Origin of the sequence: Streptomyces luteolifulvus, assembly GCF_008806595.1 — a bacterium.
Lineage (GTDB): Bacteria > Actinomycetota > Actinomycetes > Streptomycetales > Streptomycetaceae > Streptomyces > Streptomyces luteolifulvus.
Window position 1 is genome coordinate 1 of the sequence record NZ_VZRB01000046.1, and the last position, 25,850, is coordinate 25,850.

General features: G+C 72.6%; 25 protein-coding genes and 1 pseudogene. 11 read left to right on the plus strand and 15 right to left on the minus strand.

Features of this window, described 5'->3' with window-relative positions:
- From F7R91_RS37220 to F7R91_RS43325, 3 genes and pseudogenes are all read left to right on the plus strand, one after another.
- Positions 1-96: pseudogene (locus F7R91_RS37220) on the plus strand (IS5/IS1182 family transposase); the annotation flags it as partial.
- Between the two features lie 445 nt (positions 97-541).
- A complete protein-coding gene (locus F7R91_RS37225; protein WP_225321008.1) occupies positions 542-1,546 on the plus strand; it encodes a GerMN domain-containing protein in 1,005 nt (334 codons plus the stop codon).
- A 146-nt stretch (positions 1,547-1,692) separates the two neighbouring features.
- Positions 1,693-2,136, plus strand: coding sequence for a hypothetical protein (locus F7R91_RS43325; RefSeq protein WP_225321009.1), 444 nt, complete (start codon positions 1,693-1,695; stop codon positions 2,134-2,136).
- A gap of 17 nt (positions 2,137-2,153) precedes the next feature.
- Here F7R91_RS43325 and F7R91_RS37235 read toward each other — a convergent pair whose 3' ends face one another.
- From F7R91_RS37235 to F7R91_RS37250, 4 genes are all read right to left on the minus strand, one after another.
- Entirely contained in the window at positions 2,154-2,678 is a 525-nt protein-coding gene (locus F7R91_RS37235; RefSeq protein ID WP_150957630.1) for a universal stress protein, read from the minus strand.
- Between the two features lie 141 nt (positions 2,679-2,819).
- On the minus strand, positions 2,820-3,995 hold the full coding sequence (locus F7R91_RS37240; protein WP_150957632.1) for an ABC transporter permease: 1,176 nt from the start codon (positions 3,993-3,995) through the stop codon (positions 2,820-2,822).
- On the minus strand, positions 3,992-5,161 hold the full coding sequence (locus F7R91_RS37245) for an ABC transporter permease (protein ID WP_150957634.1): 1,170 nt from the start codon (positions 5,159-5,161) through the stop codon (positions 3,992-3,994). Before F7R91_RS37245 ends, F7R91_RS37240 begins: the two co-directional genes overlap by 4 nt.
- 6 nt (positions 5,162-5,167) lie before the next feature.
- A complete protein-coding gene (locus F7R91_RS37250) occupies positions 5,168-6,145 on the minus strand; it encodes an ABC transporter ATP-binding protein (RefSeq protein ID WP_150957636.1) in 978 nt (325 codons plus the stop codon).
- A 349-nt stretch (positions 6,146-6,494) separates the two neighbouring features.
- Between F7R91_RS37250 and F7R91_RS37255 the strand changes: the two genes are divergently transcribed.
- From F7R91_RS37255 to F7R91_RS37265, 3 genes are all read left to right on the plus strand, one after another.
- A complete protein-coding gene (locus F7R91_RS37255; RefSeq protein ID WP_150957638.1) occupies positions 6,495-7,397 on the plus strand; it encodes a universal stress protein in 903 nt (300 codons plus the stop codon).
- Positions 7,398-7,530: 133 nt separating this feature from the next.
- Positions 7,531-10,218, plus strand: coding sequence for a bifunctional acetate--CoA ligase family protein/GNAT family N-acetyltransferase (locus tag F7R91_RS37260; protein ID WP_150957640.1), 2,688 nt, complete (start codon positions 7,531-7,533; stop codon positions 10,216-10,218).
- 11 nt (positions 10,219-10,229) lie between these two features.
- Complete coding sequence (locus tag F7R91_RS37265; RefSeq protein WP_150957642.1) at positions 10,230-10,961, plus strand: CBS domain-containing protein; 732 nt, start codon at positions 10,230-10,232, stop codon at positions 10,959-10,961.
- Positions 10,962-11,007: 46 nt separating this feature from the next.
- Here the strand turns inward: F7R91_RS37265 and hypE are convergent, their stop codons facing one another.
- The 11 genes from hypE to F7R91_RS37320 all read right to left on the minus strand — a co-directional run bounded on the left by hypE (position 11,008) and on the right by F7R91_RS37320 (position 21,269).
- Positions 11,008-12,042, minus strand: a complete 1,035-nt coding sequence (gene hypE, locus F7R91_RS37270) for a hydrogenase expression/formation protein HypE (RefSeq protein WP_150957644.1) — start codon at positions 12,040-12,042, stop codon at positions 11,008-11,010.
- The gene (gene hypD, locus F7R91_RS37275; RefSeq protein WP_150957645.1) at positions 12,039-13,142 is read right to left on the minus strand and encodes a hydrogenase formation protein HypD; all 1,104 of its coding nucleotides are present in this window, start codon (positions 13,140-13,142) and stop codon (positions 12,039-12,041) included. Before hypD ends, hypE begins: the two co-directional genes overlap by 4 nt.
- A gap of 19 nt (positions 13,143-13,161) precedes the next feature.
- Entirely contained in the window at positions 13,162-13,788 is a 627-nt protein-coding gene (locus tag F7R91_RS37280; protein ID WP_150957647.1) for a CBS domain-containing protein, read from the minus strand.
- On the minus strand, positions 13,781-15,142 hold the full coding sequence (locus F7R91_RS37285) for a Ni/Fe hydrogenase subunit alpha (RefSeq protein ID WP_150957649.1): 1,362 nt from the start codon (positions 15,140-15,142) through the stop codon (positions 13,781-13,783). Before F7R91_RS37285 ends, F7R91_RS37280 begins: the two co-directional genes overlap by 8 nt.
- Positions 15,139-15,894 (minus strand): NADH-quinone oxidoreductase subunit B family protein, encoded by a 756-nt coding sequence (locus tag F7R91_RS37290; protein ID WP_150957651.1) that lies wholly within the window; start codon positions 15,892-15,894, stop codon positions 15,139-15,141. Before F7R91_RS37290 ends, F7R91_RS37285 begins: the two co-directional genes overlap by 4 nt.
- 1 nt (position 15,895) lies before the next feature.
- Entirely contained in the window at positions 15,896-16,702 is an 807-nt protein-coding gene (locus tag F7R91_RS37295) for an FAD/NAD(P)-binding protein (RefSeq protein ID WP_150957653.1), read from the minus strand.
- The gene (locus F7R91_RS37300) at positions 16,702-16,929 is read right to left on the minus strand and encodes a hypothetical protein (RefSeq protein WP_150957655.1); all 228 of its coding nucleotides are present in this window, start codon (positions 16,927-16,929) and stop codon (positions 16,702-16,704) included. The genes F7R91_RS37295 and F7R91_RS37300 overlap by 1 nt, the downstream gene beginning before the upstream one ends.
- On the minus strand, positions 16,926-18,065 hold the full coding sequence (locus F7R91_RS37305) for a 4Fe-4S dicluster domain-containing protein (RefSeq protein ID WP_150957657.1): 1,140 nt from the start codon (positions 18,063-18,065) through the stop codon (positions 16,926-16,928). Before F7R91_RS37305 ends, F7R91_RS37300 begins: the two co-directional genes overlap by 4 nt.
- Before the next feature lie 148 nt (positions 18,066-18,213).
- Complete coding sequence (locus tag F7R91_RS37310; RefSeq protein WP_150957659.1) at positions 18,214-18,471, minus strand: HypC/HybG/HupF family hydrogenase formation chaperone; 258 nt, start codon at positions 18,469-18,471, stop codon at positions 18,214-18,216.
- Positions 18,472-18,477: 6 nt separating this feature from the next.
- Positions 18,478-20,766: a carbamoyltransferase HypF gene (hypF, locus tag F7R91_RS37315; protein WP_150957661.1), complete on the minus strand. Its 2,289-nt coding sequence runs from the start codon at positions 20,764-20,766 to the stop codon at positions 18,478-18,480.
- Positions 20,763-21,269, minus strand: a complete 507-nt coding sequence (locus F7R91_RS37320) for a hydrogenase maturation protease (RefSeq protein ID WP_150957663.1) — start codon at positions 21,267-21,269, stop codon at positions 20,763-20,765. Before F7R91_RS37320 ends, hypF begins: the two co-directional genes overlap by 4 nt.
- A 289-nt stretch (positions 21,270-21,558) precedes the next feature.
- Here F7R91_RS37320 and F7R91_RS37325 point away from each other — a divergent pair, with 289 nt between their 5' ends.
- The 5 genes from F7R91_RS37325 to F7R91_RS37345 are packed head-to-tail and all read left to right on the plus strand — an operon-like array spanning position 21,559 to position 25,826.
- The gene (locus F7R91_RS37325; RefSeq protein WP_150957665.1) at positions 21,559-22,776 is read left to right on the plus strand and encodes a PAS domain S-box protein; all 1,218 of its coding nucleotides are present in this window, start codon (positions 21,559-21,561) and stop codon (positions 22,774-22,776) included.
- Entirely contained in the window at positions 22,773-23,159 is a 387-nt protein-coding gene (locus F7R91_RS37330) for an STAS domain-containing protein (RefSeq protein ID WP_150957667.1), read from the plus strand. Before F7R91_RS37325 ends, F7R91_RS37330 begins: the two co-directional genes overlap by 4 nt.
- Positions 23,156-23,584: an ATP-binding protein gene (locus F7R91_RS37335; RefSeq protein WP_150957669.1), complete on the plus strand. Its 429-nt coding sequence runs from the start codon at positions 23,156-23,158 to the stop codon at positions 23,582-23,584. The genes F7R91_RS37330 and F7R91_RS37335 overlap by 4 nt, the downstream gene beginning before the upstream one ends.
- Positions 23,581-24,594, plus strand: a complete 1,014-nt coding sequence (locus F7R91_RS37340; RefSeq protein ID WP_225321010.1) for a SpoIIE family protein phosphatase — start codon at positions 23,581-23,583, stop codon at positions 24,592-24,594. The genes F7R91_RS37335 and F7R91_RS37340 overlap by 4 nt, the downstream gene beginning before the upstream one ends.
- On the plus strand, positions 24,591-25,826 hold the full coding sequence (locus F7R91_RS37345) for a PAS domain-containing sensor histidine kinase (protein ID WP_225321011.1): 1,236 nt from the start codon (positions 24,591-24,593) through the stop codon (positions 25,824-25,826). The genes F7R91_RS37340 and F7R91_RS37345 overlap by 4 nt, the downstream gene beginning before the upstream one ends.
- The last annotated feature ends 24 nt before the right edge of the window (positions 25,827-25,850 follow it).

The window sequence follows — 25,850 nt, forward strand, 5'->3', positions numbered from 1 at the left end:
TTCGACCTCGCCGACACGATCATCACCGTACGTAGCCTGATCCGCCAGGCATGGACCACCCACCGCTGGGACGAACGCCCGCACCGCCGTCCATGAGTAGTACACGCCTATCTGCGCGACCTCTTAATCGGCAGGTTCACCGGCGAGGCGCCGAAGGCGCTGCTGGAACAGCACTACGTCGGGGGCGACCTGCGCCGCAGAAGCAGCCCCCAGCTCTTCTGACACCTGCACCGCGATACGTGCTGCCGCGGCACGGTCCTGCCCGCCTTTGCTCAGCGTCACCGGGCCGCCGACTGAGCCGGAGAGCATCGGAGCCCAGGACGGCGAACAGGAAACGCCCAGGCCCATTCCCCTGCTGTGGCCGTTGATCTGTGCAGCTGTCCTGATCGGCCCGGGGCTGGCAGCGACGATCTGATCCGCCGTCAACCACTCGCCGTCCGGCCCCCGGAACCAGTGCCGTACGGCCCACCCACCGGGGGTCGTACGGCACTTGGGACGTCTTGGCCGGAGGCGTTGTCTGGGATCGTCGGAGGAGGCTGTCATGCGTACCGAAATCTCCACCAGGCGCACGTTCCGCCGGCCGCGTCGACCGATCGTCCTGGTCGTGGCCGCCCTGCTGCTGTCCACTGCGACGAGCGCGTGCGACAGCGACACCGGCGAGTCGGGCTCCTCGCCCGGCGCCGGCCGACCAAGCTCACCGAGCACGGGCGGCACCAGCGGGGGCTCCGGCGAGGGGGGGACCAGCACACCCGGCCGGGACGGGACCACCGGACCCGGTACCCCCCAGGCGCCGCGCACATCGGCGTCGCCGACGACCCCTGGCGGTGGACAGCGCCAAGTGCGCGCGTCCGTGTACTTCCTGCACGGGGAGAAGGTCTCGCCCGCCCCGCGCACAGTAGCTCCGCCCACCACCGCGGCCGGTGCGCTGCGCGCCCTGCTGGCCGGGCCCAGCTCCTACGAACGCGGCCACGGGCGAACGACGACCATTCCCGCGGGCACGACGCTCAACTCGGTCGTGGTGAACCGCCACGTGGCCACGGTGGATCTGTCCGGGCGGTACGACGACGGCGGCGGAAGCCTGTCGATGCGGGCCCGGCTTGCCCAGGTGGTGTTCACCGCGACCCGCTTCCCGGCCATCGAGAAGGTGCGATTCGAGCTGGACGGCAAGCCCGTGACGTCCTTCGGCGGCGAGGGCATCGTCCTCAACGGCCCTGTCGGCCGTGCGGACTTCGAGGACCTGGCGCCACTGATCCTTGTCGAGTCGCCGCTGATCGGCGACACCATCCGCACTCCCGTGCGGGTGTGGGGGAGCGCCAACACGTTCGAGGCGACCCTCCGTCTGAAGATCACCGACGCCGCGGGGCGCACTGCGGCGAACATCTACGCCACGGCGACGTCCGGCACCGGCACCCGCGGCACGTTCGACGTTACGTTCCCCTACAAGGCGACCCGCTCGGGAGCCGGAAAGCTCACGGCCTACTGGGAGTCCCCGGAGGACGGCCACGCCGTCATAGAGGACACCGTGCCCCTTACGGTCAGGCGCTGACGGCGAATCCGTTCGCTGCCCACTTGTACAGACCACGCAGGGAGAAGCCATGGAGCCATGGCCGTCATGTCTTCCTCGGCCCTTGACCACACCGTCCGTGGCACTGCCATGGCCGACCGGCCACACCCGAGAAGGAGAGCGACGTCATGACCACCGTGGTGCCGAGCGCGACGGACCGGCCGACGCATGCCCGGCCCGCGCTGCTCACGTTCCTGGGCGGCGTGGAGACCGTCACCGGCAGCAGTTTCTCGTCGAGAGCCACCACGCGCGCGTCCTCTTTGACTGCGGACCTTCCAGGGCCTCGCCAACGTGCGTCGGCGCCACTGGCGCGGTCCTACGCTGAAGATCCACACGGGCTGGCGGCCGAGCACGTCGAGGTTGCCGCGGACGAAGGCCCTGGCCGATTCCAGCCAGGCCTGCCCGTGCACGGCACTGCCGAGGACGAACGCGCCGTACGCGTCGGAGTCGTCCACGGTTTCCACGCCCTTGCCTCGGCCGTCAGCCCGGCCTTGCTCAAGGTGTCGGCCAAGTGTTGGGTGATCTCGCGGGTCGAACCATGGGCTGTCGCGTATCCCACCAGATGTCCATGACGTCACCTCGCGCTTCCTCACCCCGCCCGTTGCGCGGGCCGGCTCGGTGCGGAAGTGGCAGTCACGACCGTCCTGAGCCGTGGCGCGGACCGGTCGGAGACGGGCACGGTCACCACCGGGACGGTCGCGTGCCGCAGGCAGGCGCGGCCCACCGAGCCGATGGCGGGCAGTTCGTACTGTCCGTGGGCCCTGCGCCCCAGAGCCAGCAGAAGGGCTCCCCGCGCCTGCTGGGGCAGCACCCTCGCGGGAGGCCCTTCGACCAGTACGACCCGTACGGCATTGTCGATCCGCGGACCGAAGGCCCTCCGCACTGCCGAGGCGAGGAGTTCGGCGGCCTGCTCGCGCTCCTCGGCGACCGTGGGACGGGCTGAAGCCGGGGCGTAGGGCGCGAAGCGGCGTGCGGTCGGCTCCCAGGCGTGGACGGCGACCACCTCCGTGTGCAGGGTGCGCGCCTGTTGGACGGCCCAGCGCAGGGCGGCCACGGCCGCCTCGGATCCGTCGACGCCCACCACAATGCCGTTGCTGTCGGAGAGTCGGGTCATGGCAGCCTCCCGGATGGCCTCTCTCCCACAGTGGCCCCGGCCGGCGGGCCGTGCGTGGGCCGAGTGGCACCATGCTCGTGTCGAACGGCCCTTGATGGACAGCACCGTCACCACGGGGACGCCCGCTTCCCCGATCTGTGATCACGCCCCGGTGCTGGTCGTCAGGCGGTGCCGCAGCGCCAGGGACGCGAGGGTGACGAGGCCGGCTGCGAAGGCCGTGAGGACGGCGAGGTCGCGCAGGATGGCGGGCAGGTCCCCGCCCCGGGAGAGCAGCGTCGTCCACGCGTCGACGGCCCATGCGTGCGGTACCGCGTGCCCGGCGGTGCGCAGCCAGTCGGGGACCAGGGCCAGGGGCCACATGCAGCCGCCGAGCATGCCCAGTCCGATGCCGACGGCGGGGCCTATGGCGTGCACCTGTTCGGGTGTACGGAACAGTGCTCCCGCCAGCACACCGGCGCCGGTGCCCACCAGCGCCCACACGGCGACCAGGGCTCCGGCCGCGAGCGGATCGCCCCAGGCGACATCGAAGGCCAGCGCTCCTATGCCGATGATCAGTACGGACTGCAGCAGGGCCAGCAGCAGATAGGCGACGGTCTCGCCGAACACCAGGGTGCGGGCCGAGACGGGCGCCGCCAGCGCCCGCGCGTACACCCCCGTCCGGCGCGTCTGCACGATGGTCGCACCACCCGCCAGAGCGTTGATGAACACGAACAGCACCAGCATGGTCGGGGTGCTGTAGCTGTAGCCCAACGGGAGGAAGTCGCTCTGGCCGTTGACGGTCTCACTGCGTACGGCGATGGGGGCCGCGGCCTGTTCGGCGCCACGGGCCAGCGTCAGATTGTCGTCGAAGGCGCCGCCGGTCACGTCGCCCGCGAAGCGGGCCGCCTGCAGACGCGCCGCGTGCTCGGCCACCACGGCCGACACCGACGACACGGCCCCGTGCCCGGCGCTGCCCGAGGGCTCCACCAGCACCCGAACGGTGACGGACCGCCCGGCTCGCACGTCCGCGTCGAGTCCGGACGGCACCAGCACCACCGCGTCCAGCTCGGCGCGGCGCAACGCGGTCGTCGCGTCGGCCGCGGTGTCGTAGGTACGGGTGCGCAGCCCGGGAGAATCCTGCAGGTCCGCGGTCAACTCCGCGGCGACGGGGCCGGGTCGGGCCGAGGGGACGAGACCGATGCGGAACTGGTCGAAGCCGCTGACCGTCACGCCGATGACGACGATGATCGCCACCGGGAGCAGCACCATGAAGAACAGCGCGGTACGGTCGCGCAGTACGCGCAGGAGGGTGGCCCGGGTCACGGCGAGCGCGGTCATGTCGTCCTCCTCAGCCGAAGGAGCACAGCCGTCAGTGCGGCCACGGCTGCCGAGAACGCTGCGATGCCGAGCAGCGGGGCGCCGACGGCGTCCCAGCCGCGCACCCCCGTGCCGAGGTCGGTGAATCCGCGCAGGGCCCAGCCGTTGGGCGTGAACAGCGCGAGGCGGCGGATCATCGGCGTGCTGCCGGAGGCGAAGACGAAGTTGCCACCGAGCAGGACGAGGGCGAACACGAGGACGGACGCCAGCCCCTGCGCCTGTTGCTCGGTGCGCACGAGAGCGATGACCAGCGCGGTCAGACACACCATGCACACTGCCATGGCCACGCTGAGGGCCGCGACGCCGACCGGGTCCGCCCAGCGCGCACCGAAGGCGAGCCACGACACGAGCGTGACCGTGAGGAGTCCGGCCAGGCTGTAGACGAACGTCGACACGGACTTGCCGATCAGCAGCGCACCCCGCCCGACGGGCGCCGCGGAGATCCGGTCGAGGGTGCCCTGCTGCTGCTCGACGAAGTAGCCGCGGGCCCCGAAACCGACGGTGAACAGAACGAAGAACATGCCCATGCTCGGCCCGAAGTAGCTGATCACCTTCAGCGGGTCGTCGGGCAGCCCCTGTGCCCGGACTTGTTCAGGCAGATGCAACAGGGCTGCCTTGGCGGCGAGTTGCGGGATGTCCGTCTGTGAGGCGCCCGCGGCGACGGCCGTGGCGACCGACAGCCGGTCGGCGTTGACCTGCGCGACGTACGACTCGGTGACCGCCCGGGCGAGCTGCGCCTGCAGGCCGTAGTCGACGCTGTCCAGAACGGTGAGGGGTGTGGCCCTGCCACCGTGCAACGCCGCACTGAACCCCTCGGGCACGACGATCGCGGCGTGCACGCCGCCCGCGTCCACCGCCCGTCGGGCGGCGCTCTCGTCGTCGTACGCCCGCACATGGACCGTGTCCGCGAGTTCCGGACTCTTCAGCACCTCGGTGAGGCCGACAGCGGCCGGGCCCCGGTCCAGGTCCACGACGCCGATGTTCGCGCGGAACTCGGAGTTGTTGTTGAACGCCAGGGCCATCAGGGCGGAGATCAGCACCGGGGCCAGGAACACGATCACCCAGGCGGACCGGTCGCGCAGGCGCTGCCGCAGGTCCTTGGCGGCGATGGCGAGGACGGCGGACACGACGGCTCATTCCCTCAGCGCGGTGCCGGTCAGGTGGAGGAAGACCGATTCCAGGTCGGGCTCGTCGATCTCCACGCTGCGGACGCCGACGCCCTGCTCGTGGGCGAGGTCGAGCAGGTCGGGCAGCAGACTGCGCGCGTCCTTGACGACCAGCTCCACCACGTCCCCGTGCTCGCCGCTGCGGGCCGCACCCTCGATCCGCGCCATGCGCCGGCACGCCTTTGCGTACGCCGTCAGGTTTCCGACGGCGGTCAGCCGCACCCGGTCGCGTTCGGCCACCAGCGCCACCAGTTCCCGCGGGGTGCCCTCGGCGACCAGACGGCCCCGGTCGATGATCCCCACGCGGTCGCACAGGCGCTCCGCCTCCTCCATGTAGTGGGTCGTGTACAGGACGGCCATGCCTTCCTCGCCGAACCGGTGGACGCTCTCGAGGATCGCGTGCCGGCTCTGCGGATCGACGCCGACCGTCGGCTCGTCCAGCACGAGCAGGGTGGGGGAGTGCACCAGCCCGGCGCCGATGTTGAGCCGCCGGCGCATGCCGCCGGACAGCGAGTCGACGCGGTCACCGGCCCGGGAACCCAGGTCGACGAGGTGCAGCACCTCGTCGACGCGGCGCTCCAGCCGGCGGCGCGGCAGCCGGTAGAGCCTGCCGAAGAAGCGGAGGTTCTCGCGGACGCTGAGGTCGGGGTAGAGGGCCACGTCCTGCGGGACGAAGCCGATGAGCTGCTTGGCCGGTCCGGCGGCGGTGCTCATCGCGCGCCCCGCCACGTACACGGACCCTGCGTCGGGGCGCAGCAGCCCGCAGACCATCCTGATCGTCGTCGTCTTCCCCGCGCCGTTGGGCCCGAGCAGACCGTACGTCTCACCCGGTGCGATGCGCATACTCACGTCGTCGACGGCGGTCCGCTCGCCGAACCGCCGGACGAGGTGCGCACATTCGAGCACGGCCTGCCGACTGCTTGCGTGTCCCGTGGGGGCGCTCATGACATCACCTCGGCGGCGGGGACCTCGAGCCGGTGACCTCACCGACGCATTCCGACGAGCCGTCGGAAGGGCCGCGCGGATCTCAGCCTTGTCGCTGTGCCACGGTTGCGGCAGGGGCCGCCCGGGCCACCCGGAGGGCCGCCCGGCCCATCCCGTGTGCCCGAGCCGTTCACGAAAGGCACGACGACCACATCCCGGTGATGACCCGTGCAGGCGACACATCCACGACGACACGACGCCCAGGGCCGAAGGGCCCCCGGAAAGGACTGTGCGGCTCCTGCGCCGAGGCCCTCTCCGGGGCCAGTCTTGACCAGGAGGCAAACAGGTCCGTACGCAGGAGGTGCGCATCATGGTTCGGTATGTCGCCGCGGGAGTCGACGGATCCCCCGAGAGCCTCGCGGCCGCACACTGGGCGGCCCGGGAGGCGCTGCGTCGGGGAGCGGCGCTGCAGCTGATCCACGCCTGGAAGTGGTACCCGCGCCCGCCTGCCTCGGTGCCGATGGGCAGCACCCAGCGCGGGTGGGCCGAGCAGACGCTGGACGAGGCCGGGCGAAGCGTCCGCGCCGCACACCCGGGCCTGAACGTCGTCGGTCGACTGGAGACCGGCTCCGCGGTCGACGCCCTGCTCGCCTCGGAACCGGAGCTGCTGGTGCTCGGCTCCCGAGGTATCGGCGGCGTCGCCGGATTCATCATCGGTTCGGTGTCCCAGCGGGTCGTCGCCCGGTCCGCACGCCCCGTGGTGCTCGTTCGGGCGCGCGAGACCGCCGCCGACGAGCACCTGCCGGCGCTCGACGGGGTATCACCGGAGGAGATCCCCGAGATCCCCTTCCGTGACGTCGTTCTCGGCCTGGACACCGGGCAACCCTGCGACGAGCTGATCGAGTTCGCCTTCGAGGCCGCCCGGCGCTGCGGTGCCGGTCTGCGGGTGGTGCATGCCTACAGCGTCCCGCCGTACTTCGACACGGAGATCCGTACGGGCAAGCCGTCCGGACCGGAGATCCTCGCGGCGCAGGAACGCTCCGTCATCGCGACGCTGCGCCCGTGGTGCGAGAAGTTTCCCGGGGTCTTGGTGGTCGAGAGCGTTGTCGAGGGGCGGGCCGCTTCCGAACTCGTGCGTGCGTCCTACGGAGCCTCCCTCGTCGTCGTGGGACGGCGGATACGGGACAGCCGCCTGGGAACCCACATCGGCCCCGTGACGCACGCGGCGCTGCATCACGTCCGCTGCCCGGTCGCCGTCGTCCCTCATACGTGACCCCGGACCGACCGGCCGTACCGGTGGCGTGAGTCAGGGCCGACCGGCCCCCCGTCGGCCCCGTACAGCCCATGGGCCGAGCACCTGATCCGTCGGACCCTCGAAGTGCGAGGATGCTGGGAGGAGACGTGTGATGACGGACAACAGCCGGCCCCCTGTCCACGCGCTGCTCGCGGACGGGACCACCGTCCGGATCCGGGCCGTGGAGCCGCACGATCACGCGCAGGTGCAGGGACTGTACGAGGAGATGTCCCCGGAGAACCTCCGGCGGCGGTTCTTCGTGGCGAGCCGGCATTCGGCCGAGCCGGCTGCGGACCGGGCCTGTGCGCCGCCCCGTGCCGGATACCGGTGCCTGCTCGCGGAGCGGCAGGGGCAGGTGATCGGCCTCGCCGACTACGACACGGGTGACGGGAAGGACACGGCGGAGATCTCCATCGCCGTCGCCGACGGGCTGCACCATCGCGGCGTCGGCACCCTTCTCGTGGAGCACCTGGTCTCGGCCGCCCGCGCGGAGGGCATCACCACCTTCTCCGCCGACGCGCTGAGCGAGAACCACGAGGTGCTCCGCCTCTTCGCCGACCTCGGCCTGCGCACCGCCCGCCACTTCGACGGTCCCCAGGTGCGGTGCACCGTCGAGCTCGGTGAGGACGACACCTATCTGTCGGCCGTGGAGGAGCGGGGCAGGGGCGCCGACGTGGCCAGTCTGGAGCCGCTGCTGCGGCCGCGCACGGTCGCCGTGGTCGGCGCGGGACGCAAGGCCGGGTCCGTGGGGCGGGCCGTCCTGCACCACCTGCGCACGGGCGGCTTCACCGGACGGCTGTTCGCGGTGAACCCCTCCGCGACGTCGATCCTCGGCGTGCCCTGCCACCCGTCGGTCGGCGCCCTGCCCAGGACCCCGGACCTCGCGGTGGTCGCGGTTCCGGCGGCCGCGGTCCCGGCCGCCGCCGAGGAGTGCGGCCGGGCCGGCGTGCGGGCACTCCTCGTCGTCTCCGCCGGCCTCGACCGCGCTCGGGCACAGGCCCTGCTGACGGCCTGCCGCGCCTACGGCATGCGGCTCGTCGGGCCGAACTGCCTCGGAATCTCCCACACCGACCCCGCGATCTCCCTGGACGCGACGTTCGCCGCCGGGCATCCACGTCCCGGCACCGCAGGCGTCGCCGTGCAGTCCGGCGGCGTCGGCATCGCGCTGCTCGAGGGGCTGTCGCGGCTCGGCATCGGTGTGTCGTCGTTCGCGTCGCTCGGCGACAAGTACGACGTCAGCGGCAACGACATGCTCCAGTGGTGGGAGAGCGACGGGCGCACCGACCTCGCCCTGCTGCACCTGGAGTCGTTCGGCAACCCGCGGGCGTTCTCCCGCACCGCCAGGCGGGTCACCCGCCGGATGCCGGTCCTCACCGTGGACGCGGGCCGCACCGACGCGGGCCGCCGTGCCGCCGCCTCGCACACCGCGGCCGCGGCCACCCGCACCATGACCCGGCAGGCACTGTTCGCTCAGGCCGGCATCACCGCCACCCGCTCGGTCGGCGAACTCCTGGAGACCGCCGCGCTGATGCACGCCCAGCCGCTCCCGGCGGGCAGTCGCGTCGCCGTCGTCACCAACGCCGGCGGCGCGGGCGTCCTGGCCGCGGACGCCTGCGCGGAGGCGGGCCTCGCCCTGCCGTCCTTCACCCCCGAAACGGTCGAGGACCTGCTGGCCGTGCTCCCCGACGGTGCCTCCGTGGGCAACCCCGTGGACGCCACAGCCGCCGTCACGGAGGACCAGCTCAGCAACTGCCTGGACCGGATCCTGCGCCATCCCGGCGTCGACGCGGTCCTGCTGGCCCTCGTCCCCACCGCGGTCGCCGTGGCGACCGGCGACGACCTCGTCCGCGCTCTCACCGGCGGCCCGGCGCGCCGGACGAAGCCGGTCCTCGCGGTACGGCTCGAACAGGACCTCCCCGTCCGGCTGCTGCCCGCCGCGGACGGCGGCGCGATCCCCTCGTACGCCGAACCCCAGGCGGCGGCACGGGCGCTGGCCCACGCCGCCGCCCGAGCGGCCTGGCTGAGCCGGCCCGCCGGCACGAAGCCGGACCTCGACGGCGTCCAGACGCAGCGCGCCCACGAGGTCGTCGAGACGTATCTGGCCGCGCACCCCGACGGCGGCTGGCTCGAACCGCGCGTCTGCGCCGAACTACTGTCCCTGTACGGCATCCCCCAGATCGCCTCGGCGTGGGCCGAGACCGAGGACGAGGCCGTGACGGCCGCCGAGCGGCTGCGCGGCCCCGACGGCCGCGTGGTGCTGAAGGCCTACTGGCCGGGGCTGCTGCACAAGAGCGAGCAGCACGCCGTCCATCTCGATCTCCAGGGTGCCCATCAAGTGCGCGCCGCCTTCCGTGACTTCGAGACGCGCTTCGCCGGCCTGCTGACCGGAGTCGTCGTCCAGCCGCTGGCCGCCCGCGGTACGGAACTGCTCGCCGGAGTCGTCCAGGACGAGGTCTTCGGCCCGCTCGTCCTGTTCGGACTGGGCGGCACCGCGACCGAGGTGCTCCGCGACCACGCCGCCCGGCTCGCCCCGCTCACCGACCACGACGTGCACGACCTGATCACCGCACCGCGCTGCGCCCCCCTCCTGTTCGGCGCGCACGGCAACGGACCGGCCGATCTCGAGGGGCTTGAGCAGCTGCTGCTGCGCCTGTCCCGGATGGCGGCCGACCTGCCCCAGCTCGCCGAGGCCGACTTCAACCCCGTGCTGGCGACACCGGACGCGGTCAGCGTGCTCGACGTGCGCCTGCGCCTGCTGCCGCGCAGGCCTCAGGACCCCTATCTGCGCCGACTCCGCTAGGAGGAACCGTCATGAAGCACAACAAGATCGGGTCCGTGATGACCCCGGACGTCGTGCGCGCAACGTATGACACCCCGTTCAAGGAGGTGGCCCGGCTGCTCGCCGACCACCGCATCAGCGGACTGCCCGTGGTGGACGACGACGAGAAGGTCATCGGAGTCATTTCCGAGACCGACCTGATGGTCCGCCAGGCAGAGACTCCGGACCCGCACGAGCACAAGCGGCATCTCCGGCTTGCCGAGCTGACCCACAGCGCGCGTCGGCAGACGGCGAAGGCGAAGGCCCGCACCGCCGGCCAGCTGATGACCGAGCCGGCCATCACCGTGCACGCCGACGACACCATCGTCGAGGCCGCCCGGACCATGGCGAAGCGGCGCGTGGAGCGGCTGCCCGTCCTGGATGCTGAGGACCGGCTCGTCGGGATCGTCACCCGCCGCGACCTGCTCCAGGTCTTCCTGCGGACGGACGACGACATACGGCGCGAGGTGATCGAAGAAGTGCTGGTCCGTGCGATGTGGCTGGAGCCGGGAACCATCCAGGTCTCCGTGGCCGAGGGCGTGGTGACCCTCGACGGCAGCATGGAACGCAAGAGCGAGACGGAGATCGCCGTCTCGATGACCCGCCAGATCGACGGCGTGGTCGCGGTGGTCGACCAGCTCACCCACCGGCTGGACGACTCCCGCGTCAAGCCCGACGAGCAGGCCATGCACGGCATCGCCGACGAATGGCTGCGCAGGATGTGAGCCGAAAGGACGGGTCCGGACCTGCGGCTGCACGGTGCGTGGACGCTCAGCAGATGCGCGGAAGCTGCTCGCCCAACGGCATCTCCACGATGCGTCGCGCACCCACCAGCGTCCGCAGGGACACCCGTCCGTCCGGCCCGTGCGGGGGCACTTCGCCGATCCGGACCGCTTCCGTTCCCTCCGGCACGGAGCGCATGGCGGCCAGGGCGTCGTCGGCCGCCGGGGCGCTGACGAAGGCGACCAGGCAGCCCTCGTTGGCCACGATCAGCGGGTCGAGGCCGAGCAGGTCGCATGCCGAGGCGACGGCCTCGGGAACCGGCACGGCGCTCTCGTCGATCTCGACGGCGACGCACGAGTCACGGGCGATCTCGTTGAGGGCGGCCGCGAGCCCGCCGCGTGTCGGGTCTCGCAGGACGTGGACGGCGGCGCCGAGCGGGGCCAGCGCCTTCACCAGCCGGTGCAGCGGGCGGGTGTCGGAGGCGATGTCGCTCTCGAAGCCGAGGCGCTCACGGGTGCTCAGCACGGTCGTGCCGTGCAGCCCGATGGGACCGGACAGCAGCACCGTGTCGCCGGGCCGGGCCAGCGCGGCGGACGGGTGCAGCGCGCCGTGCCGCCGCCCGATGCCGGTGGTGTTGACGAACAGCTTGTCGGCGGCGCCACGCCCCACGACCTTGGTGTCCCCGGTCACCACCGGCACACCGGCGTTCTGTGCCGCCTTCCCCAGCGAGCCGAGCACCGCACGGAGTTCGGCCAGCGGCAGACCCTCCTCCACGATGAGGGAGACGGACAGGGCGAGCGGCCACGCCCCCCGCATGGCCAGGTCGTTGACCGTGCCGTGCACGGCGAGGGAGCCGATGTCCCCGCCGGGGAAGAACAGCGGGCTGACGACGAAACTGTCGGTGCTGATCACCAGCTCCCGGTAGCCGGGCAGCAGAGCCGCGTCCTCCAGCGGGCCCCCGCCGCCGTCGAGCGCGGGCAGCACCAGCTGGTCCAGCAGTTCGGCGGAGAGGCGGCCGCCGGCGCCGTGGCCCAGCAGGACGACCTCGTCCTCGTGCCGGGGAGTGGGGCAGTCGATGGTCATGTCGTGCTCCTCGCAGGGGTGCGTCCGGCCGCGTGGAAGGCGGCACACGTTCCCTCGGACGACACCATGGGCGCGCCGAGGGGATGGCGGGGTGTGCAGCGACTGCCGTAGGCGGTGCAGTCGGTGGGCAGGCGGGCGCCGGTGAGGACGGCCCCGGCGATGCACTCGGGGTCCTCGGCGGGCCGCAGCCCGGCCACGTCGAAGCGGCGGGCCGCGTCGAACCGCTCGTACTCCTCCGCGAGTTCGAGGCCGCTGGCCGGGAGTGCGCCGATGCCGCGCCAGGCGCGGTCGGTGACCCGGAAGACCCTGCGGACGGCGTCCTGGGCCCGGGTGTTTCCGGAGCGGCGCACGGCCCGCACGTACTGGTTCTCCACCTCGTGGCGGCCCCACTCCAGCTGCCGTACGGCCATGAGGATGCCCTCCAGCAGATCCAGCGGCTCGAAACCGGTGACGACGATGGGTACCCGGTACCGGTCGGCGATCGGTTCGTACTCGCGCCAGCCCATCACCGCGCACACATGTCCGGCGGCGAGGAACGCCTCCACCTCGCAGTCCGGGTCCTCCAGCAGCGCGGTCAGCGCCGGTGGCACCAGGACATGGCTGACGAGCACCGAGAAGTTCCTCAGGCCGAGGCGGGCGGCGTGCAGGACGGCCATCGCGTTGGCCGGCGCCGTCGTCTCGAAGCCGACGGCGAGGAAGACCACCTCGTGCTCGGGGTGGCCGGCGGCCATGCGCACCGCGTCCATCGGGGTGTAGACGACGCGTACGTCCGCGCCTCGCGCCCGCAGGGACAGCAGGTCGGTGTCGGTGCCGGGCACACGCAGCATGTCGCCGAAGCTGGTGAAGACGACGCCGGGCCGGGCGGCGATGGCCATGGCGCGATCGAGGGTCTCCAGCGGGGTGACACAGACCGGGCAGCCCGGGCCGTGGATCATCCGCATCCGGGCGGGCAGCAGCTCGTCGATGCCCTGGCGGACCAGGGTGTGGGTCTGCCCGCCGCACACCTCCATGATCCGCCAGGGGTGCGTGGCCGTCTCCCGCAGCTCGTCCAGGAGATGCCGGGCGAGCGCGGGGTCACGGTATTCGTCCAGGTACTTCATGGTGTTTTGCCCCGGTATATCAACGGTGCGTCAGGTCGAGGCGGACGTCGACGACTCCCTCGACCGCCCGTACGGCCCGGGCCAGGACGGGCTCCAGCCCGCGTTCGGGCAGGGAGCCGGCCAACGTGACCACGCCCTCGGCCACGGCGACCGTCAGGGGGCCGGTGACCGGGAGCCGGCCGAGGACGGAATTGCGGATCTCCTCGGCGATCTCCTCGTCGGAGCGGAGGAAGACCTTCAGCAGATCGCCTCGGCTGACCACGCCCTGGAGCAGGCCGACCCCGTCGACGACCGGGAGCCGCTTGACATGGCGGCGCGCCATGATGCGGGCGGCCTCGGCGAGTGTGGCGTCCGCGTGCACGGTGACGGCCGGGGCGCTCATCAGCTCGCCCGCGGTGACCGCGCCCGCCTTGATCCGGTCCGCGAGCTCGCCGGACTGCTCGTCGGCGTCCCGGAATTCCTCCTTGTGCAGCAGATCGGCCTCGGAGACGACGCCGATGACCCGGCCCTCGCCCTCCAGGACGGGCAGGGCGCTGACCTTCCACTGGTCGAACAGCTCGACGATCTCCTTGAAGGGCGCGTCGCGTCCGACCGCGACGACGGTGTGCGTCATCACATCGCTGACGGTGTGCGGTGAGTCAGGCATGGCGGCCTCCTGAGGTGTCGGACGAGGTACGGACGACCGTGAGGTCGAGGAAATGGGTGGAGCAGGAGATGCACGGGTCGTGGTTGCGGATCGTCCGCTCGCACAGCGCCGTCAGCTCCGCGTCGTCCGGGTCGTGTTCGGTGATGGCGTGCTGCGCCGTGCGGCGCAGGTCGTCCTCGATGGCGCCCTGGTTCTGGGCGGTGGGCGGCACGAGCCGGGCGTCGGTGACGGTGCCGTCGGCGCCGAGTGCGTAGCGGTGGTAGAGCAGCCCGCGTGGTGCCTCGGTGGCGCCGTGCCCGACGCCCGCGCGCGGCGGCACCTCGGTGTACGGGCGCTCCGGCGGCTCGTACGTCGTGATGATGCGCAGTGCCTCGTCGACGGCGTACACCACCTCGACCGCTCGTACGAGGATGGACTGGAAGGGATTGCGGCACACCGCGCCCTCGCGCGGATCGCCGAGCCCGGCCTCGCGGGCCGCCTCGCGCGCCGTGGGGGACAGGAAGCGGCCGCCGACCGCGAACCGGGCGAGCGCGCCGGTGAGGTGGCGGCGCCCGTCGAGCCGCGAGTGCAGCGCGGTGGAGTGCGGCACATGGGTCTCGGTGACCCGGTCGGTGAAGTCCCGCACCGGAAACGAGTCGACGCTGCCGTCGGACCGCAGGACGGTCGGTGTTCCGCTCTCGATGGCGTACGTGTCCGGGGCGGCCAGCGCCAGCAGGTCCGCGTCCGTACGGGCGTCCGGGATGTCGAAACCCGCCACCCACCGAACGGTCTGCCGGGCGTCGTCCAGTGCTTGCGTCAACTCCTGTTCCAGCGGCCGAAGTTCCGCGCGTGTGGGCACGCGGTGGAAGCCGCCGAGGCGTACGTTGACCGGGTGGATGGCCCGCCCGCCGAGCAGTTCCATCAGGGAGTTGCCCGCCTTCTTCAGCCGGAGCCCCCGCTCGACCTCGGCCCGGTGCGTGCGCGCGAGGTCGATCGCGCTCGCGCGGCCGAGGAAGTCCGGGGCGTGCAGGAGGTAGATGTGCAGGGCGTGGCTCTCGATCCACTCGCCGCAGTACAGCAGCCTGCGCAGATCACGGATCGCCGGATCGATGTCCGCGCAGCAGGCGTCCTCGATCGCCGCGCAGGCGCTCATCTGGTACGCCACCGGGCAGATTCCGCACACCCGGGCGGTGATGTCCGGCGGCTCGGTGTACGAGCGGCCGCGCAGGAACGCCTCGAAGAAACGGGGCGGTTCGTAGATGTCGAGCCGTGCCTCGGTGACCGTGCCGTCCTGCACGTACAGGCGCAGCGCGCCCTCGCCCTCGACCCGGGAGAGCGAGCCGACGTGCAGCACACGGGATCCGCGGTGCGTCACCGGGACACCTCCTTGTCGAAGGCAGGGGCGTTGAAGGTGTGCAGGAGACGCTCGGTGGCGTCCTCGTCGAGGCCGTCCCTGCGCAACAGCGGGATCAGCGCGGGCAGGTTCACCGATCTCGACGGCCCGAAGCAGCCGTAGCAGCCGCGTCCGTACGCCGGGCACAGCGCCCCGCACCCCGCGTGGGTCACCGGGCCGAGACAGGGCGTGCCGTGGGCGACGGTGACGCAGACCGTGCCGCGCCGCTTGCACTCGAAGCACACGCTGTGGCTCGGGATGTCGGGCTTGCGCCCGGCCAGGAACGCCGTGATCACCTCCAGCAGCTGCCGTCGGTCGATCGGGCAGCCACGCAGTTCGAAGTCGACGTCCACATGGGCCGATACGGGGGTGGAGGTGGCGAGAGCCGAGATGTACTCGGGGTGCGCGTAGACCGTGCGCCGGTACTCGTCGACGTCCGCGAAGTTCCTGAGGGCCTGGATGCCGCCGGCGGTCGCGCAGGCGCCGATGGTGACCAGATGGCGCGCGCAGGCCCGGATCTCGCGTACGCGCTCGGCGTCCTCGGCGGTGGTGACCGAGCCCTCGACGAGCACCAGGTCGTACGGTCCCGCTGCCACTGTGCTGGAGGCCTCCAGGAAGTGGGAGATCTCGACCCGGCCGGCCAGCGCGAGGAGTTCGTCCTCGCAGTCCAGCAGGGTGAGCTGGCAGCCGTCGCAGGACGCCAGCTTGAACACGGCGAGCGTGGGCATGGTCATCTCACAACTCCCTCACGGACAGCAGGCGTTCGGCCCGGTCCCAGCCCAGGACCGGCCCGTCGCGGCAGACCAGCAGCGGGCCGAGCTGGCAGTGCCCGCAGGTGCCCGTCGCGCAGCGCATGCTCCGCTCCAGCGACACCCGGATCCGTTCCTTGGGCACGCCGCGGTGGGCGAGTTCGCGGGCGGTGGCGCGGATCATCGGCTCGGGTCCGCAGACGAACGCCCAGGTGCCGCCCGGGTCGAAGGGCGCCCGGCCGAGGAGCTGGGTGACCATGCCGACATCGCCGCGCCAGGAGGCGTCGGGCCGGTCGACCACCATCCCGGTGCAGGCCGTCCGCCACCGGTTCATCTCCTCGCGGGCGATCAGGTCGCCGGGGGTGCGCGCCCCGACGAGTACGCTGACCCTGCCGTACGCCTCCGGCTCGGCCAGCGCGCTCAGGATCAGCGGCCTGAGCGGGGCCAGCCCGATGCCGCCGGCGACCACGAGCACGTCCCGCCCGCGCGCCCGGCCGAGCTCCCAGCTCGTGCCGTACGGACCGCGCAGGCCGAGGACGTCACCGGTCCGGGCCGCGCACAGCCCGTCGGAGACCGCGCCCACGCCGCGGATCGTGTGGGCGAGGCCGCCGGTGCTCTGGACGGAACTCACCGACAGGGGGATCTCCCCGCGGCCGAAGCAGTGCACCATCGCGAACTGCCCCGGTGCGAAGTCGGCCAGCGCCTCACCGACCGGTTCGAGCCGCAGCGTGACCGTCTGCGCGGTCTCGCGCCGGCGGCCGGCCACACGGTAGGGAACAGGCAGGGCGGTCATCACACACCGCCTCCAGGGGAGGGGTACAGGTCGGCCGGCCGGGCGCGAGCCGCGTTCAGCCGATGGGACAGCACCTGTCCGACCGAGCGGCCGACGGCCCGCCCGAACGCCGGGTCCTCGTCGCGCATCCGGCGTACGGTGACGGCGTCGAAGTCGTAGTGCAGAAGCAGGTCACGGTGCTCGGGCGGCATCGCGTGGCCCAGGCGCAGGGCGATCGAGGGTGTCATCGCTCCGCCTCCGTCCCCGCTTCGGCGCGCAGCGCGGCGACTTCCTCGGTGATGTCGATGCCGGCCGGGCACCAGGCGATGCACCGCCCACAGCCGACGCATCCGGAGCTGCCGAACTGGTCGTGCCAGGTGGCGAGCTTGTGGGTGAGCCACTGCCGGTAGCGGGAGCGCCCCGAGTTGCGGACCGGGCCCTCGTGCAGATGGGAGAAGTCCAGATCGAAGCAGGAGTCCCAGCGCTGCCACCGTTCGGTGTGGTCACCGGTGAGGTCCGTGACCTCCTCGGTGGTGACGCAGAAGCAGGTCGGGCACACCATCGTGCAGTTTCCGCAGGTCAGACAGCGGGCGGCGACGTCGTCCCAGCGCTCCGCGTCCAGGCTCCCACCCAGCAGGGCACGCAGGTCGACGGCGGGCAGCTCCCGGCCCATGCGGTCGCGGGCGGCGTCCACGGCGCCGCGTGCCGTGGACTGCGTGGCGGGGTCGGCCGCGCGGTGCGGCACGAGGTCCAGCAGCCGGGCGCCCTCCTCGCTGCCGACGCGTACGAGGAACCGGTGCCCGTCCTCGTCGACCACCTCGGTCAGCGCCAGGTCGTACCCGGCGTCGGCGGCCGGCCCTCCGCCCGTGGACACACAGAAGCAGGTCTCGCCGGGCTCGGTGCACTCCGCCGCGATCAGCAGGGCGCGCCGCCTGCGCATGCCGTAGCCGGTGTCCTCATACCGTCCGCCGGTCAGCACACGGTCCTGGATCGCGATGGCCCGCAGGTCACAGGGCCGGACCCCGAGGAAGGCGTACGACGGCGCCTCGGGCTCCTGCGGCGTGAAGGACAGCCCGCCCTCCGGTGTCCGGTCGGCGCTCCACAGCTGCTCCCGCGCCGGGTGCAGGAAGGACTTCCAGGACTGCGGACCCGCACTGTGGGCGAAGGCGGCGCCGTCCTCGCGGGGGACGAGGCGGTAGCGGCCTGCGGCCAGTTCGACGCCCCAGCCGTACGGCAGCTGGGCCGCCGTGGTCAGTTCGGCCAGCACGATCGCGCCGTCGCGCACGGTCGGTCCGACGACCGTCCGCCCCTGCGACGCGAGCGCCGAGACCAGAGCGTCCAGACCGTCCCGGTCGAGTACGGCCGGGCCCACGGTGGCGGTCATTGCGGTCCTCCTCGCGGGGGTGACTGCACTTCCTCCACGGCCAGGTTCCGGCTCCGGGCGGTCCCCGCGACAGGGGCTGTCCGGCCCTTCCTGCGGGGCCGGCCGGGTCACCCGGGGCCGAACGGCCCGTCGGGCGATGCCGCGCCGCTCACGGCAGAGGTTCGCCCAGCTCGGTTTCGACCGCGTCCGCCATCGCCCTGAGGACGTCGAGCGTGCGCTGCGCCTCCGCCTCGTCGACCTCCGTGATCGCGAAGCCGACGTGCACGATGACATAGGTGCCCACCTGCGCGTCGGGCGTGCAGCTGAGACAGACCTCGCGCCGTACGCCGCCGAAGTCGACGGTGGCCATGCTCAGCCCGGCGTCGTCGTGGATCTCCAGGATGCGGCCGGGAATGCCCAGGCACATGCGCGCTCACCTCTCCCCGGCCAGCCGTGCGGCCGCGATCGCCGCCTGGCCGTAACTGATCCCGCCGTCGCCCACCGGCACCTGACCGCCGGCCAGCACCCTGAGCCCCAGGGCCCGCAGCCGGCGCCGCACCTCGGTCAACAGCCGCTGGTTGACGAAGCAGCCGCCGCCCAGGCACACCGTGCGCGGTGCGCCGTCCGCGACGGCGCGTGCGACGAGGTCGGCGGTGACGGTCGCGAGAGTCTGGTGGAAGGCCGCCGCCAGCTGGGACACGGGCTCCCCGTCCAGCCGTCGCCGGAGCAGGTCGGCCAGGGTGGCCGTGGAGTCGTACACCCACATCCCCTGGGCGCGGACCACGCGATGGGCCAGCGGCACGGCGTGCTCGCCTCCCGCAGCCGCCTCCAGCAGCACGGCGGCCTCACCCTCGTAGCTCACCTCGTCGGCGAGACCGAGCAGGGAGGCGACCGCGTCGAAGAGCCGTCCGGCGCTGGACGCCCGCGGGCAGCGCACATCGCGCGCCACCATGGCGCGCACCGCGGCGACCTCGCCGGGATCCAGCCGGTCGGTGAAGGGGCTCGTCAGCCACGGGAACGGGCGCGGGGTGCCCAGCGCTTCGGCGCCGAGCAGGTGACCGAGGGCGGTGCGGGAGGGATGGCGTACCGCCGCGTCGCCGCCGGGCAGGGGCGCGGTGGCGAACCTGCCCACGCGGCGGTAGCCGCTCAGATCGGCGACGAGGATCTCGCCGCCCCACAACGTGCCGTCGTCTCCGAGGCCCAGGCCGTCGTAGGCGATCCCGAGGAACGGCCCTCGCACGCCGTGCTCGGCGGCGCAGGCGGCCACATGCGCGTGGTGGTGCTGTACGGGGATCCGGCGTGGCGACTGCGCCTTGGCCCACTCGGTGGAGAGATAGCCGGGGTGCAGGTCGTGCGCGATCGCCACCGGTTCGACGCCGGTGAGCCGCTTGAGGTCCTCGTACGACGTCCGGAACGCCTCGTACGTCGCCACGTCCGCCAGGTCGCCGGTGTGCGGCCCGAGGTGGGCCCGGCCGTCGGCGGCGAGCGTGAAGGTGTGCTTCAGCTGGGCTCCGGCCCCGGCGACCGGCTCGCGACCCTCGATCGGCAGCGGGGCAGGGGCCAGCCCGCGCGCCCGGCGGACGGTGATGGTGGTCCGGCCGGTGAGCTGCACCACGGAGTCGTCGTAGCGGGCTCGGATCGGCCGGTCGTGGGTGAGGAAGCCGTCGGCGACGCCGGCCAGGGTGCGGCGGGCCTCGGCGTCGTCGACGGCGATGGGCTCCGCGCTCAGGTTGCCGCTGGTCACCACGAGCGGGCGCGCCAGTTGGTCGAGGAGGAGATGGTGCAGGCCCGTGGTGGGCAGGAACAGGCCGACGCGTGCGAGACCGGGGTGCACCTCGGGCGCGAGCAACGGCGCGCCATGCCTGCGGCGGCCGGTGAGCAGCACCACGGGACGCGCAGGGGAGATCAGCGTGGCGTGTTCCGTGCCGCTGATCCGGGCCAGCTGAGCCGCGGTTTCCACGTCGCGCACCATCACCGCGAAGGGTTTTTTCGGGCGGCGCTTGCGGCGGCGCAGCTCCGCCACAGCGACGGAATCGCCCGCGTCGCACACCAGTTGATAGCCGCCGAGTCCCTTCAGTGCGACGATCCCGCCCGCCTCGACCGTCTTGACCGCCGCCCGCAGGGCGTTCTCGCCGCGCCTCTCCTCCCAGGCCAGCCGCGGCCCGCAGGCAGGGCAGGCGACGGGCTCGGCGTGGAAGCGGCGGTCACCGGGATCGCCGTACTCGGCCGCGCAGTCCGCGCACAGCGGGAAGCGGCGCATGGTGGTGCGGATCCGGTCGTACGGCAGGTCCTCGATGATCGTGGCGCGGGGCCCGCAGTCGGTGCAGTTGATGAACGGGTAGCGGTGGCGCCGGTCCTTCGGGTCGTACAGCTCCGCCAGGCAGGCGGCGCAGATCGCGGCGTCGGGCGGGAGTTCCCGCGCCGCCCGGTCCGCGTGGGCGGGCGCGCTGGGCCGGACGCGGAAGCCGCCGCGGTGGGCCGGTCGGCGCCTGCCGGGAGTGAGCCGGACCTGCCGTACGTCGGCCAGGACCGGGGCGTCGGTGCGCAGGCGTGCGGCGAACTCCTCGATGGCCGTCGGCGATCCGCAGACCTCGCCCTCCACATGCCCGTTGACGTTGGCCACCCAGCCGTCCAGGCCCAGCGCGCACGCAGTGCGGTACACGAAGGGGCGGAAACCGACACCCTGGACGACCCCGTGCACCTGGAAGCGCCGTACGGTCATGGGAGTTCCCCTGCCGTCGTCCCGCGGCGGCGTCGGAGCTCGTCCTCGACACGGACGGCGAGCGGTTCGACCACGGCCGCGACGGCGGGGGACAGGCCGGTGCCCAGCGAACTGTCGGCGCCCTCCACGGCATAGACCACGAGACGTGCCGGCAGACGGCCGAGGGCTCGCGCGAGTTCGACGGCCTCGCCGAGACCCAGTCCGTGCGAGCTGGTCGTAGCAGGCTGCGTCACGCTCCCGGCGTCGAGCTCCAGGCGGTGGATCCGGCCGGGGGTCCCGGGATGACTGTGGGCCGCGTCCACGACCACGGCGACGGCGGAGTCCTCCCACAGGGCGATCAGCCGCGCCGGTTCGCCGTCACAGGTGGCGAGCACGGTGCCGGGCGGAAGTGACCGGTCCGCGGCCCGCATCCGCAGCTGCGAGATCACCGCCCAGCCCACGCCGTCGTCACGCCGGAACTCGTTCCCGACGCCGATGACGACCGTCCGCGCGTGCGTCCTCATGCCCTCAGGATGGTCGGGCCGGGCCCGACCCGACAGGGGCCGAACGTCCCATGCCGGGGCCGGCCCGCCGTTGCGGGCCATGCCCTCGGCGGGGCGCTGCCGGTCCTGTCTTCGAAGCGGCTCCTCGTCCAGTCGCCCTGCGTCTGTTCCTGCTCTCCGGTCCGTGGCGAACGAACAGGGCTGATCGCTGGGTTTCAGGGCCAGGTAACATCGGGCGCCGGCAGATCAGGTGGGCGTCGGCGATCAGCGCGCCCGCGGTGGGGTTGCAAAACGCGAAGGGCGGGGGGCCATGGCGCCACTGGTGGACGGACAAGATCCGCAGGCAAGGGTGCGCGACCTGGAGGCGATGCTGGACGCGCTCGGCGACCATGCCGTCATCAAGCTCGGCCCGGACGGCAAGGTGGTCCGCTGGAGCCGCACCGCCCAGGCGATGACCGGCTATGCCGAAGCCGAGGTCGTGGGGCGGCCGTTGTCGCTGCTGCGTACCGAGGAGGACCGCGAGGCCGGGTTGCTGGAGCGGGAACTGGATGCGGTGCGGCAGGACGGTCGGCGGGAGTTCCAGGGCTGGCGGGTGCGCAAGACCGGGGAGCGGTTCCTGTCCCACATCAGCCTGACCCCGGTCACCGGCGAGGACGGCACCGTCACCGGCTTCGTCGAGGTCCTGCGGGACGCCACCGAGTCCGCGCGGGCCGAGTCGCTGTTCCACGGCCTGCTGGAGTCGGCACCGGACGCCATGGTGATCGTGGGCTCGGACGCGCGGATCGTCCTGGTCAACCGGCAGGCAGAGGCGCTGTTCGGCTTCGGGCGCGACGAGTTGGTCGGCCGGGAGATCGAGGTACTCGTGCCGGGGCGCTTCCGCGACCGCCACGTGGGCCACCGCAATGGTTTCCTCGCCGACCCTCAGGTGCGGCCGATGGGAGCCGGGCTGGAGCTGTGGGGGCTGCGCCGCGACGGCACCGAGTTCCCCGTCGAGATCAGCCTCAGCCCGCTGGAGACCGCCGAGGGACGACTGGTCGCCGCCGCGATCCGGGACGTCACCGAACGCCGGGAGACCGAGCAGCGGCTGCAACGCCAGCGCGATGAGATCCTGGAGCTGTCCACGCCGGTGATCCAGGTGTGGGACAAGATCCTGGTGCTGCCGATCATCGGCACCCTGGATACCCTGCGGGCCACCCGGCTGACCGAGGGCCTGCTGGAGAAGATCGCCCAGTCCCAGGCCGAGGTGGCCATCCTGGACATCAGCGGGGTGCCCACCATCGACACCCAGGTGGCCCAGCACCTGCTGAAGACGGTGCAGGCGGCCGCGCTGATGGGCACGGTGAGCATCATGAGCGGGGTGCGGCCGGAGACCGCCCAGTCGATGGTGCATCTGGGCATCGACATGGGCCGGCTGCGCTCCCGCAACACCCTTCAGGACGCGCTCCAGCTGGCCCTGGCGGTGCTGGCCGAGCGGGCCGGCACCGCCGCCGCGGCCACGCGTGCGCTGTCCGCCGGGGAGGGACGGTGACCGAGGACGTCGTACCGGTCATGCGGATCGGTGACACGCTGCTGGTGGCGCTGCAGGGCGACCTGGACGACACCACGGTGATACGGATCGAGGACCAGCTGACCCGGGAGATCGCCCGAAGTGCCGCGACCGGCATGCTGATCGACGTCAGCCGGCTGAGCGTGGTCGACTCCTTCATCGCCCGTGTCCTGGCCCGGATCGTGGCGATGGTGAGGCTGCTGGGGGCGCAGGCGGCCGTGGTCGGCATCCAGCCTGCGGTGGCCATCACCCTGGTGGAACTCGGCGTGCCCATGGGACATTTGGACACCGCGCTCAACGCCGAGCAGGGTCTGGCGCTGCTGGAGCGGCTGCGCCGCGGCGACACCGGTACGGGCCGACCATGACGGTGGAAGCTGTGACGGGCCGGGAGCCCGCGGTCTTCGACATCGTCGACGAGTCCGACCTGATCCGTGTCCGCAAGGTGCTGCGCACCGAGGCCGAGGCGACCGGACTCAACCTCGTCGACACGACGAAGCTGATCACGGCGGGCAGTGAACTGGCCCGCAACATCCTCAACTACGCCACCGGCCGCCGAGGCCGGGTCAGCATCGAGCAGGTGTCCCGCCAGGGCAGACGCGGGGTGCAGGCCACCTTCTGCGACGACGGGCCGGGGATCGACGACGTCGATCTGGCGATGACCGACGGCTTCAGCACCCGCGGCAGCATGGGTCTGGGTCTGCCGGGCGCGCGGCGCCTGGTGGACGACATGACCCTGACCTCCGCCGCCGGAAGGGGCACGACCGTGGTGATCGTGAAGTGGCAGCGGTGAGCGAGGCCGAACACCGTCTCTGCGCGGTCGGGGCCGAGGAGGACGTGGGCGCGCTGCGCCGCATGGTGGCCCGGATGGCGGCCGGGCAGCCCGGGCTGCGGCCCGGCGTGGCCGAACTGGTGGCCACCGAACTGGGCACCAACCTCGTCCGGCACGCCGACAAGGGAGGTTATGTGCTGGCCCGCAGGGCCGGGGACGGGATCGAGCTGATCTCCGTCGACCGCGGGCCGGGGATGCCCGCCGGAGCGCTCGCTCGCGACGTCGACACGGCCACTCCTCCGGCGCGCGGGGGCGGGCTGAGCGCGGGCCTGAACGTCGTACGCCGGCACGCAGCGGAGTTCGACTCCTACTCGACGCGGCGGGGCACGGTCGTCTACGCCCGGCTCGGCACCGCGGACCCGCGCGTGGCCGGCCGATGGCGGTACGGCGCTGTCAACGTCCCCTGCGGCGGCGACGGCGAGTCCGGGGACGCCTGGGCCGTCGCGCCGGACGGCCGGCTGGCCGCCGTGGTCGTCGACGGACTCGGGCACGGTCCGGCCGCCGCCGTCGCGGCCCGCGCCGCGGTCACCGCGTTCGGACACGGCCCGGTCACCGACCTCGACACCTTGGTCAAGCGCGCCCACGAGGCGATGCGGTCCACCCGGGGCGGCGTGCTGGGCGCCTGCCTGATCGATCCCGGGCGCGGCGAACTCTCCTACGCGGCGGTCGGCAACATCACCGGACGCGTCCTGACCGGTGGCCGCACCGTCCACCTGCTGGACCGCCCCGGCACCCTCGGCACCCACCTTCGCCTGCCCACCACCCGCCCCCAGCACTGCCCGTGGGAGCCCGGCACCACCCTGATCCTGGCCTCCGACGGGATCCGCTCCGGCTGGGAGCTCGAGGAGCACCCGCGCCTTTTGGAGCACCACCCGTCCGTCGTCGCAGCCGTCCTCCACCGTGACCACGGACGGTCCACCGACGATGCCACGGTGCTCGTGGTCCGCGGCACCCCGGAGGCGGCATCATGAAGCAGGCTTCCGGCACCTCGGACGAAGGGCGGTCAGATATGGGGAACCCGGGCGGCGTCCGGCCCCTCGACGACGCACACTCCGCTCACGCCCAGGACACGGCACAGCAGCAGGCCGACCTGGAGCAGCGCGGTCGGCTGATCAACGAGCTGCGCCAGGAGCTGGAGGACACCAACCGGGGCCTCATCGCCCTGCACACGGAGCTGGAGAACGCCCGGCTGGCCGAGGCCCGCCTCGCGGCCATCGTCGCCTCGAACGACGACGCCATGCTCTCCCTGGACGCCGACGGCCGCGTCCAGACCTGGAATCCGGGCGCCGAGCGCCTGTTCGGCCACACCGAACAGCACATTGCCGGACAACCGGTCGACACCCTCATGCCCGACGCGGCACGCGCGGCGTTCCGCACGGCGGTGGAACAGATACGCGCCGACCGGCGCGCCGAGTCGTACGAGTGCCGCTGGCGCCGCGCGGACGGCACCGAAGTCGATGTGGCCGTCACCGTTTCGGCGATGCGCGACGCCTCCGGAACCCTGATCGGCTACTGTGCCACGGCCCGGGACATCACCCACCGGCTCGTCGCCCAGGCCGAATTGGCGGCCGCCCGCGCCGACCGCGAGGTGATGGCCGAACGCGACCGCATCGCCCGCGACCTGCATGACATGGTCATCCAGCGGGTCTTCGGCGCCGGACTCGCCCTGCAGAGCACCGCCGCCCGGCTGCCCGGCCCCGGCGCCGACCGCATCCACGGCGTCATCGGTGAACTCGACGCCACCATCCGGGAGTTGCGCACCACCATTTTCGACCTCCACCAGCCCACCCAGAAGGCGGCCAGCCTCCGCGCCCAGGTTCTCGAGGAGACCTCCGCCGCCCACGACCGCCTCGGCTTCGCTCCCGCGGTCGAGTTCACCGGCCCCGTCGACGCGGCCATCCCCGACGCGACGGCCGCCCACCTGCTCGCCGTACTGCGCGAGGCCCTGTCCAACGCCGTTCGCCACGCCCACGCCTCCGCCGTCACCGTCCACGTCCAGGCCGGCAGTGACCTGCTGCTGGAGGTCACCGACGACGGCCGCGGTCTCGACCCGGCCGTCACCCGCCGCAGTGGCCTGACCAACCTGCGCCGCCGCGCCGAGAAACTCGGCGGCACCTTCGACATCGCCGGCCTCCCGGCAGGCGGCACCCGCCTGCGCTGGCGCATCCCCCTGACCGTCACCGACTCGGCACCCACGCCCTGACCATCACCGACTCGGCACCCTCGC

Excerpts from the sequence above, each read along its gene's own strand:
- F7R91_RS37225 (WP_225321008.1), top strand. The coding sequence starts at position 542 with ATGCGTACCGAAATCTCCACCAGGCGCACGTTCCGCCGGCCGCGTCGA.
- F7R91_RS43325 (WP_225321009.1), top strand. The coding sequence starts at position 1,693 with ATGACCACCGTGGTGCCGAGCGCGACGGACCGGCCGACGCATGCCCGG.
- F7R91_RS37235 (WP_150957630.1), bottom strand. The coding sequence starts at position 2,678 with ATGACCCGACTCTCCGACAGCAACGGCATTGTGGTGGGCGTCGACGGA.
- F7R91_RS37240 (WP_150957632.1), bottom strand. The coding sequence starts at position 3,995 with ATGACCGCGCTCGCCGTGACCCGGGCCACCCTCCTGCGCGTACTGCGC.
- F7R91_RS37250 (WP_150957636.1), bottom strand. The coding sequence starts at position 6,145 with ATGAGCGCCCCCACGGGACACGCAAGCAGTCGGCAGGCCGTGCTCGAA.
- F7R91_RS37255 (WP_150957638.1), top strand. The coding sequence starts at position 6,495 with ATGGTTCGGTATGTCGCCGCGGGAGTCGACGGATCCCCCGAGAGCCTC.
- F7R91_RS37260 (WP_150957640.1), top strand. The coding sequence starts at position 7,531 with ATGACGGACAACAGCCGGCCCCCTGTCCACGCGCTGCTCGCGGACGGG.
- F7R91_RS37265 (WP_150957642.1), top strand. The coding sequence starts at position 10,230 with ATGAAGCACAACAAGATCGGGTCCGTGATGACCCCGGACGTCGTGCGC.
- hypE (WP_150957644.1), bottom strand. The coding sequence starts at position 12,042 with ATGACCATCGACTGCCCCACTCCCCGGCACGAGGACGAGGTCGTCCTG.
- hypD (WP_150957645.1), bottom strand. The coding sequence starts at position 13,142 with ATGAAGTACCTGGACGAATACCGTGACCCCGCGCTCGCCCGGCATCTC.
- F7R91_RS37280 (WP_150957647.1), bottom strand. The coding sequence starts at position 13,788 with ATGCCTGACTCACCGCACACCGTCAGCGATGTGATGACGCACACCGTC.
- F7R91_RS37290 (WP_150957651.1), bottom strand. The coding sequence starts at position 15,894 with ATGACCATGCCCACGCTCGCCGTGTTCAAGCTGGCGTCCTGCGACGGC.
- F7R91_RS37295 (WP_150957653.1), bottom strand. The coding sequence starts at position 16,702 with ATGACCGCCCTGCCTGTTCCCTACCGTGTGGCCGGCCGCCGGCGCGAG.
- F7R91_RS37300 (WP_150957655.1), bottom strand. The coding sequence starts at position 16,929 with ATGACACCCTCGATCGCCCTGCGCCTGGGCCACGCGATGCCGCCCGAG.
- F7R91_RS37305 (WP_150957657.1), bottom strand. The coding sequence starts at position 18,065 with ATGACCGCCACCGTGGGCCCGGCCGTACTCGACCGGGACGGTCTGGAC.
- F7R91_RS37310 (WP_150957659.1), bottom strand. The coding sequence starts at position 18,471 with ATGTGCCTGGGCATTCCCGGCCGCATCCTGGAGATCCACGACGACGCC.
- hypF (WP_150957661.1), bottom strand. The coding sequence starts at position 20,766 with ATGACCGTACGGCGCTTCCAGGTGCACGGGGTCGTCCAGGGTGTCGGT.
- F7R91_RS37320 (WP_150957663.1), bottom strand. The coding sequence starts at position 21,269 with ATGAGGACGCACGCGCGGACGGTCGTCATCGGCGTCGGGAACGAGTTC.
- F7R91_RS37325 (WP_150957665.1), top strand. The coding sequence starts at position 21,559 with ATGGCGCCACTGGTGGACGGACAAGATCCGCAGGCAAGGGTGCGCGAC.
- F7R91_RS37335 (WP_150957669.1), top strand. The coding sequence starts at position 23,156 with ATGACGGTGGAAGCTGTGACGGGCCGGGAGCCCGCGGTCTTCGACATC.
- F7R91_RS37345 (WP_225321011.1), top strand. The coding sequence starts at position 24,591 with ATGAAGCAGGCTTCCGGCACCTCGGACGAAGGGCGGTCAGATATGGGG.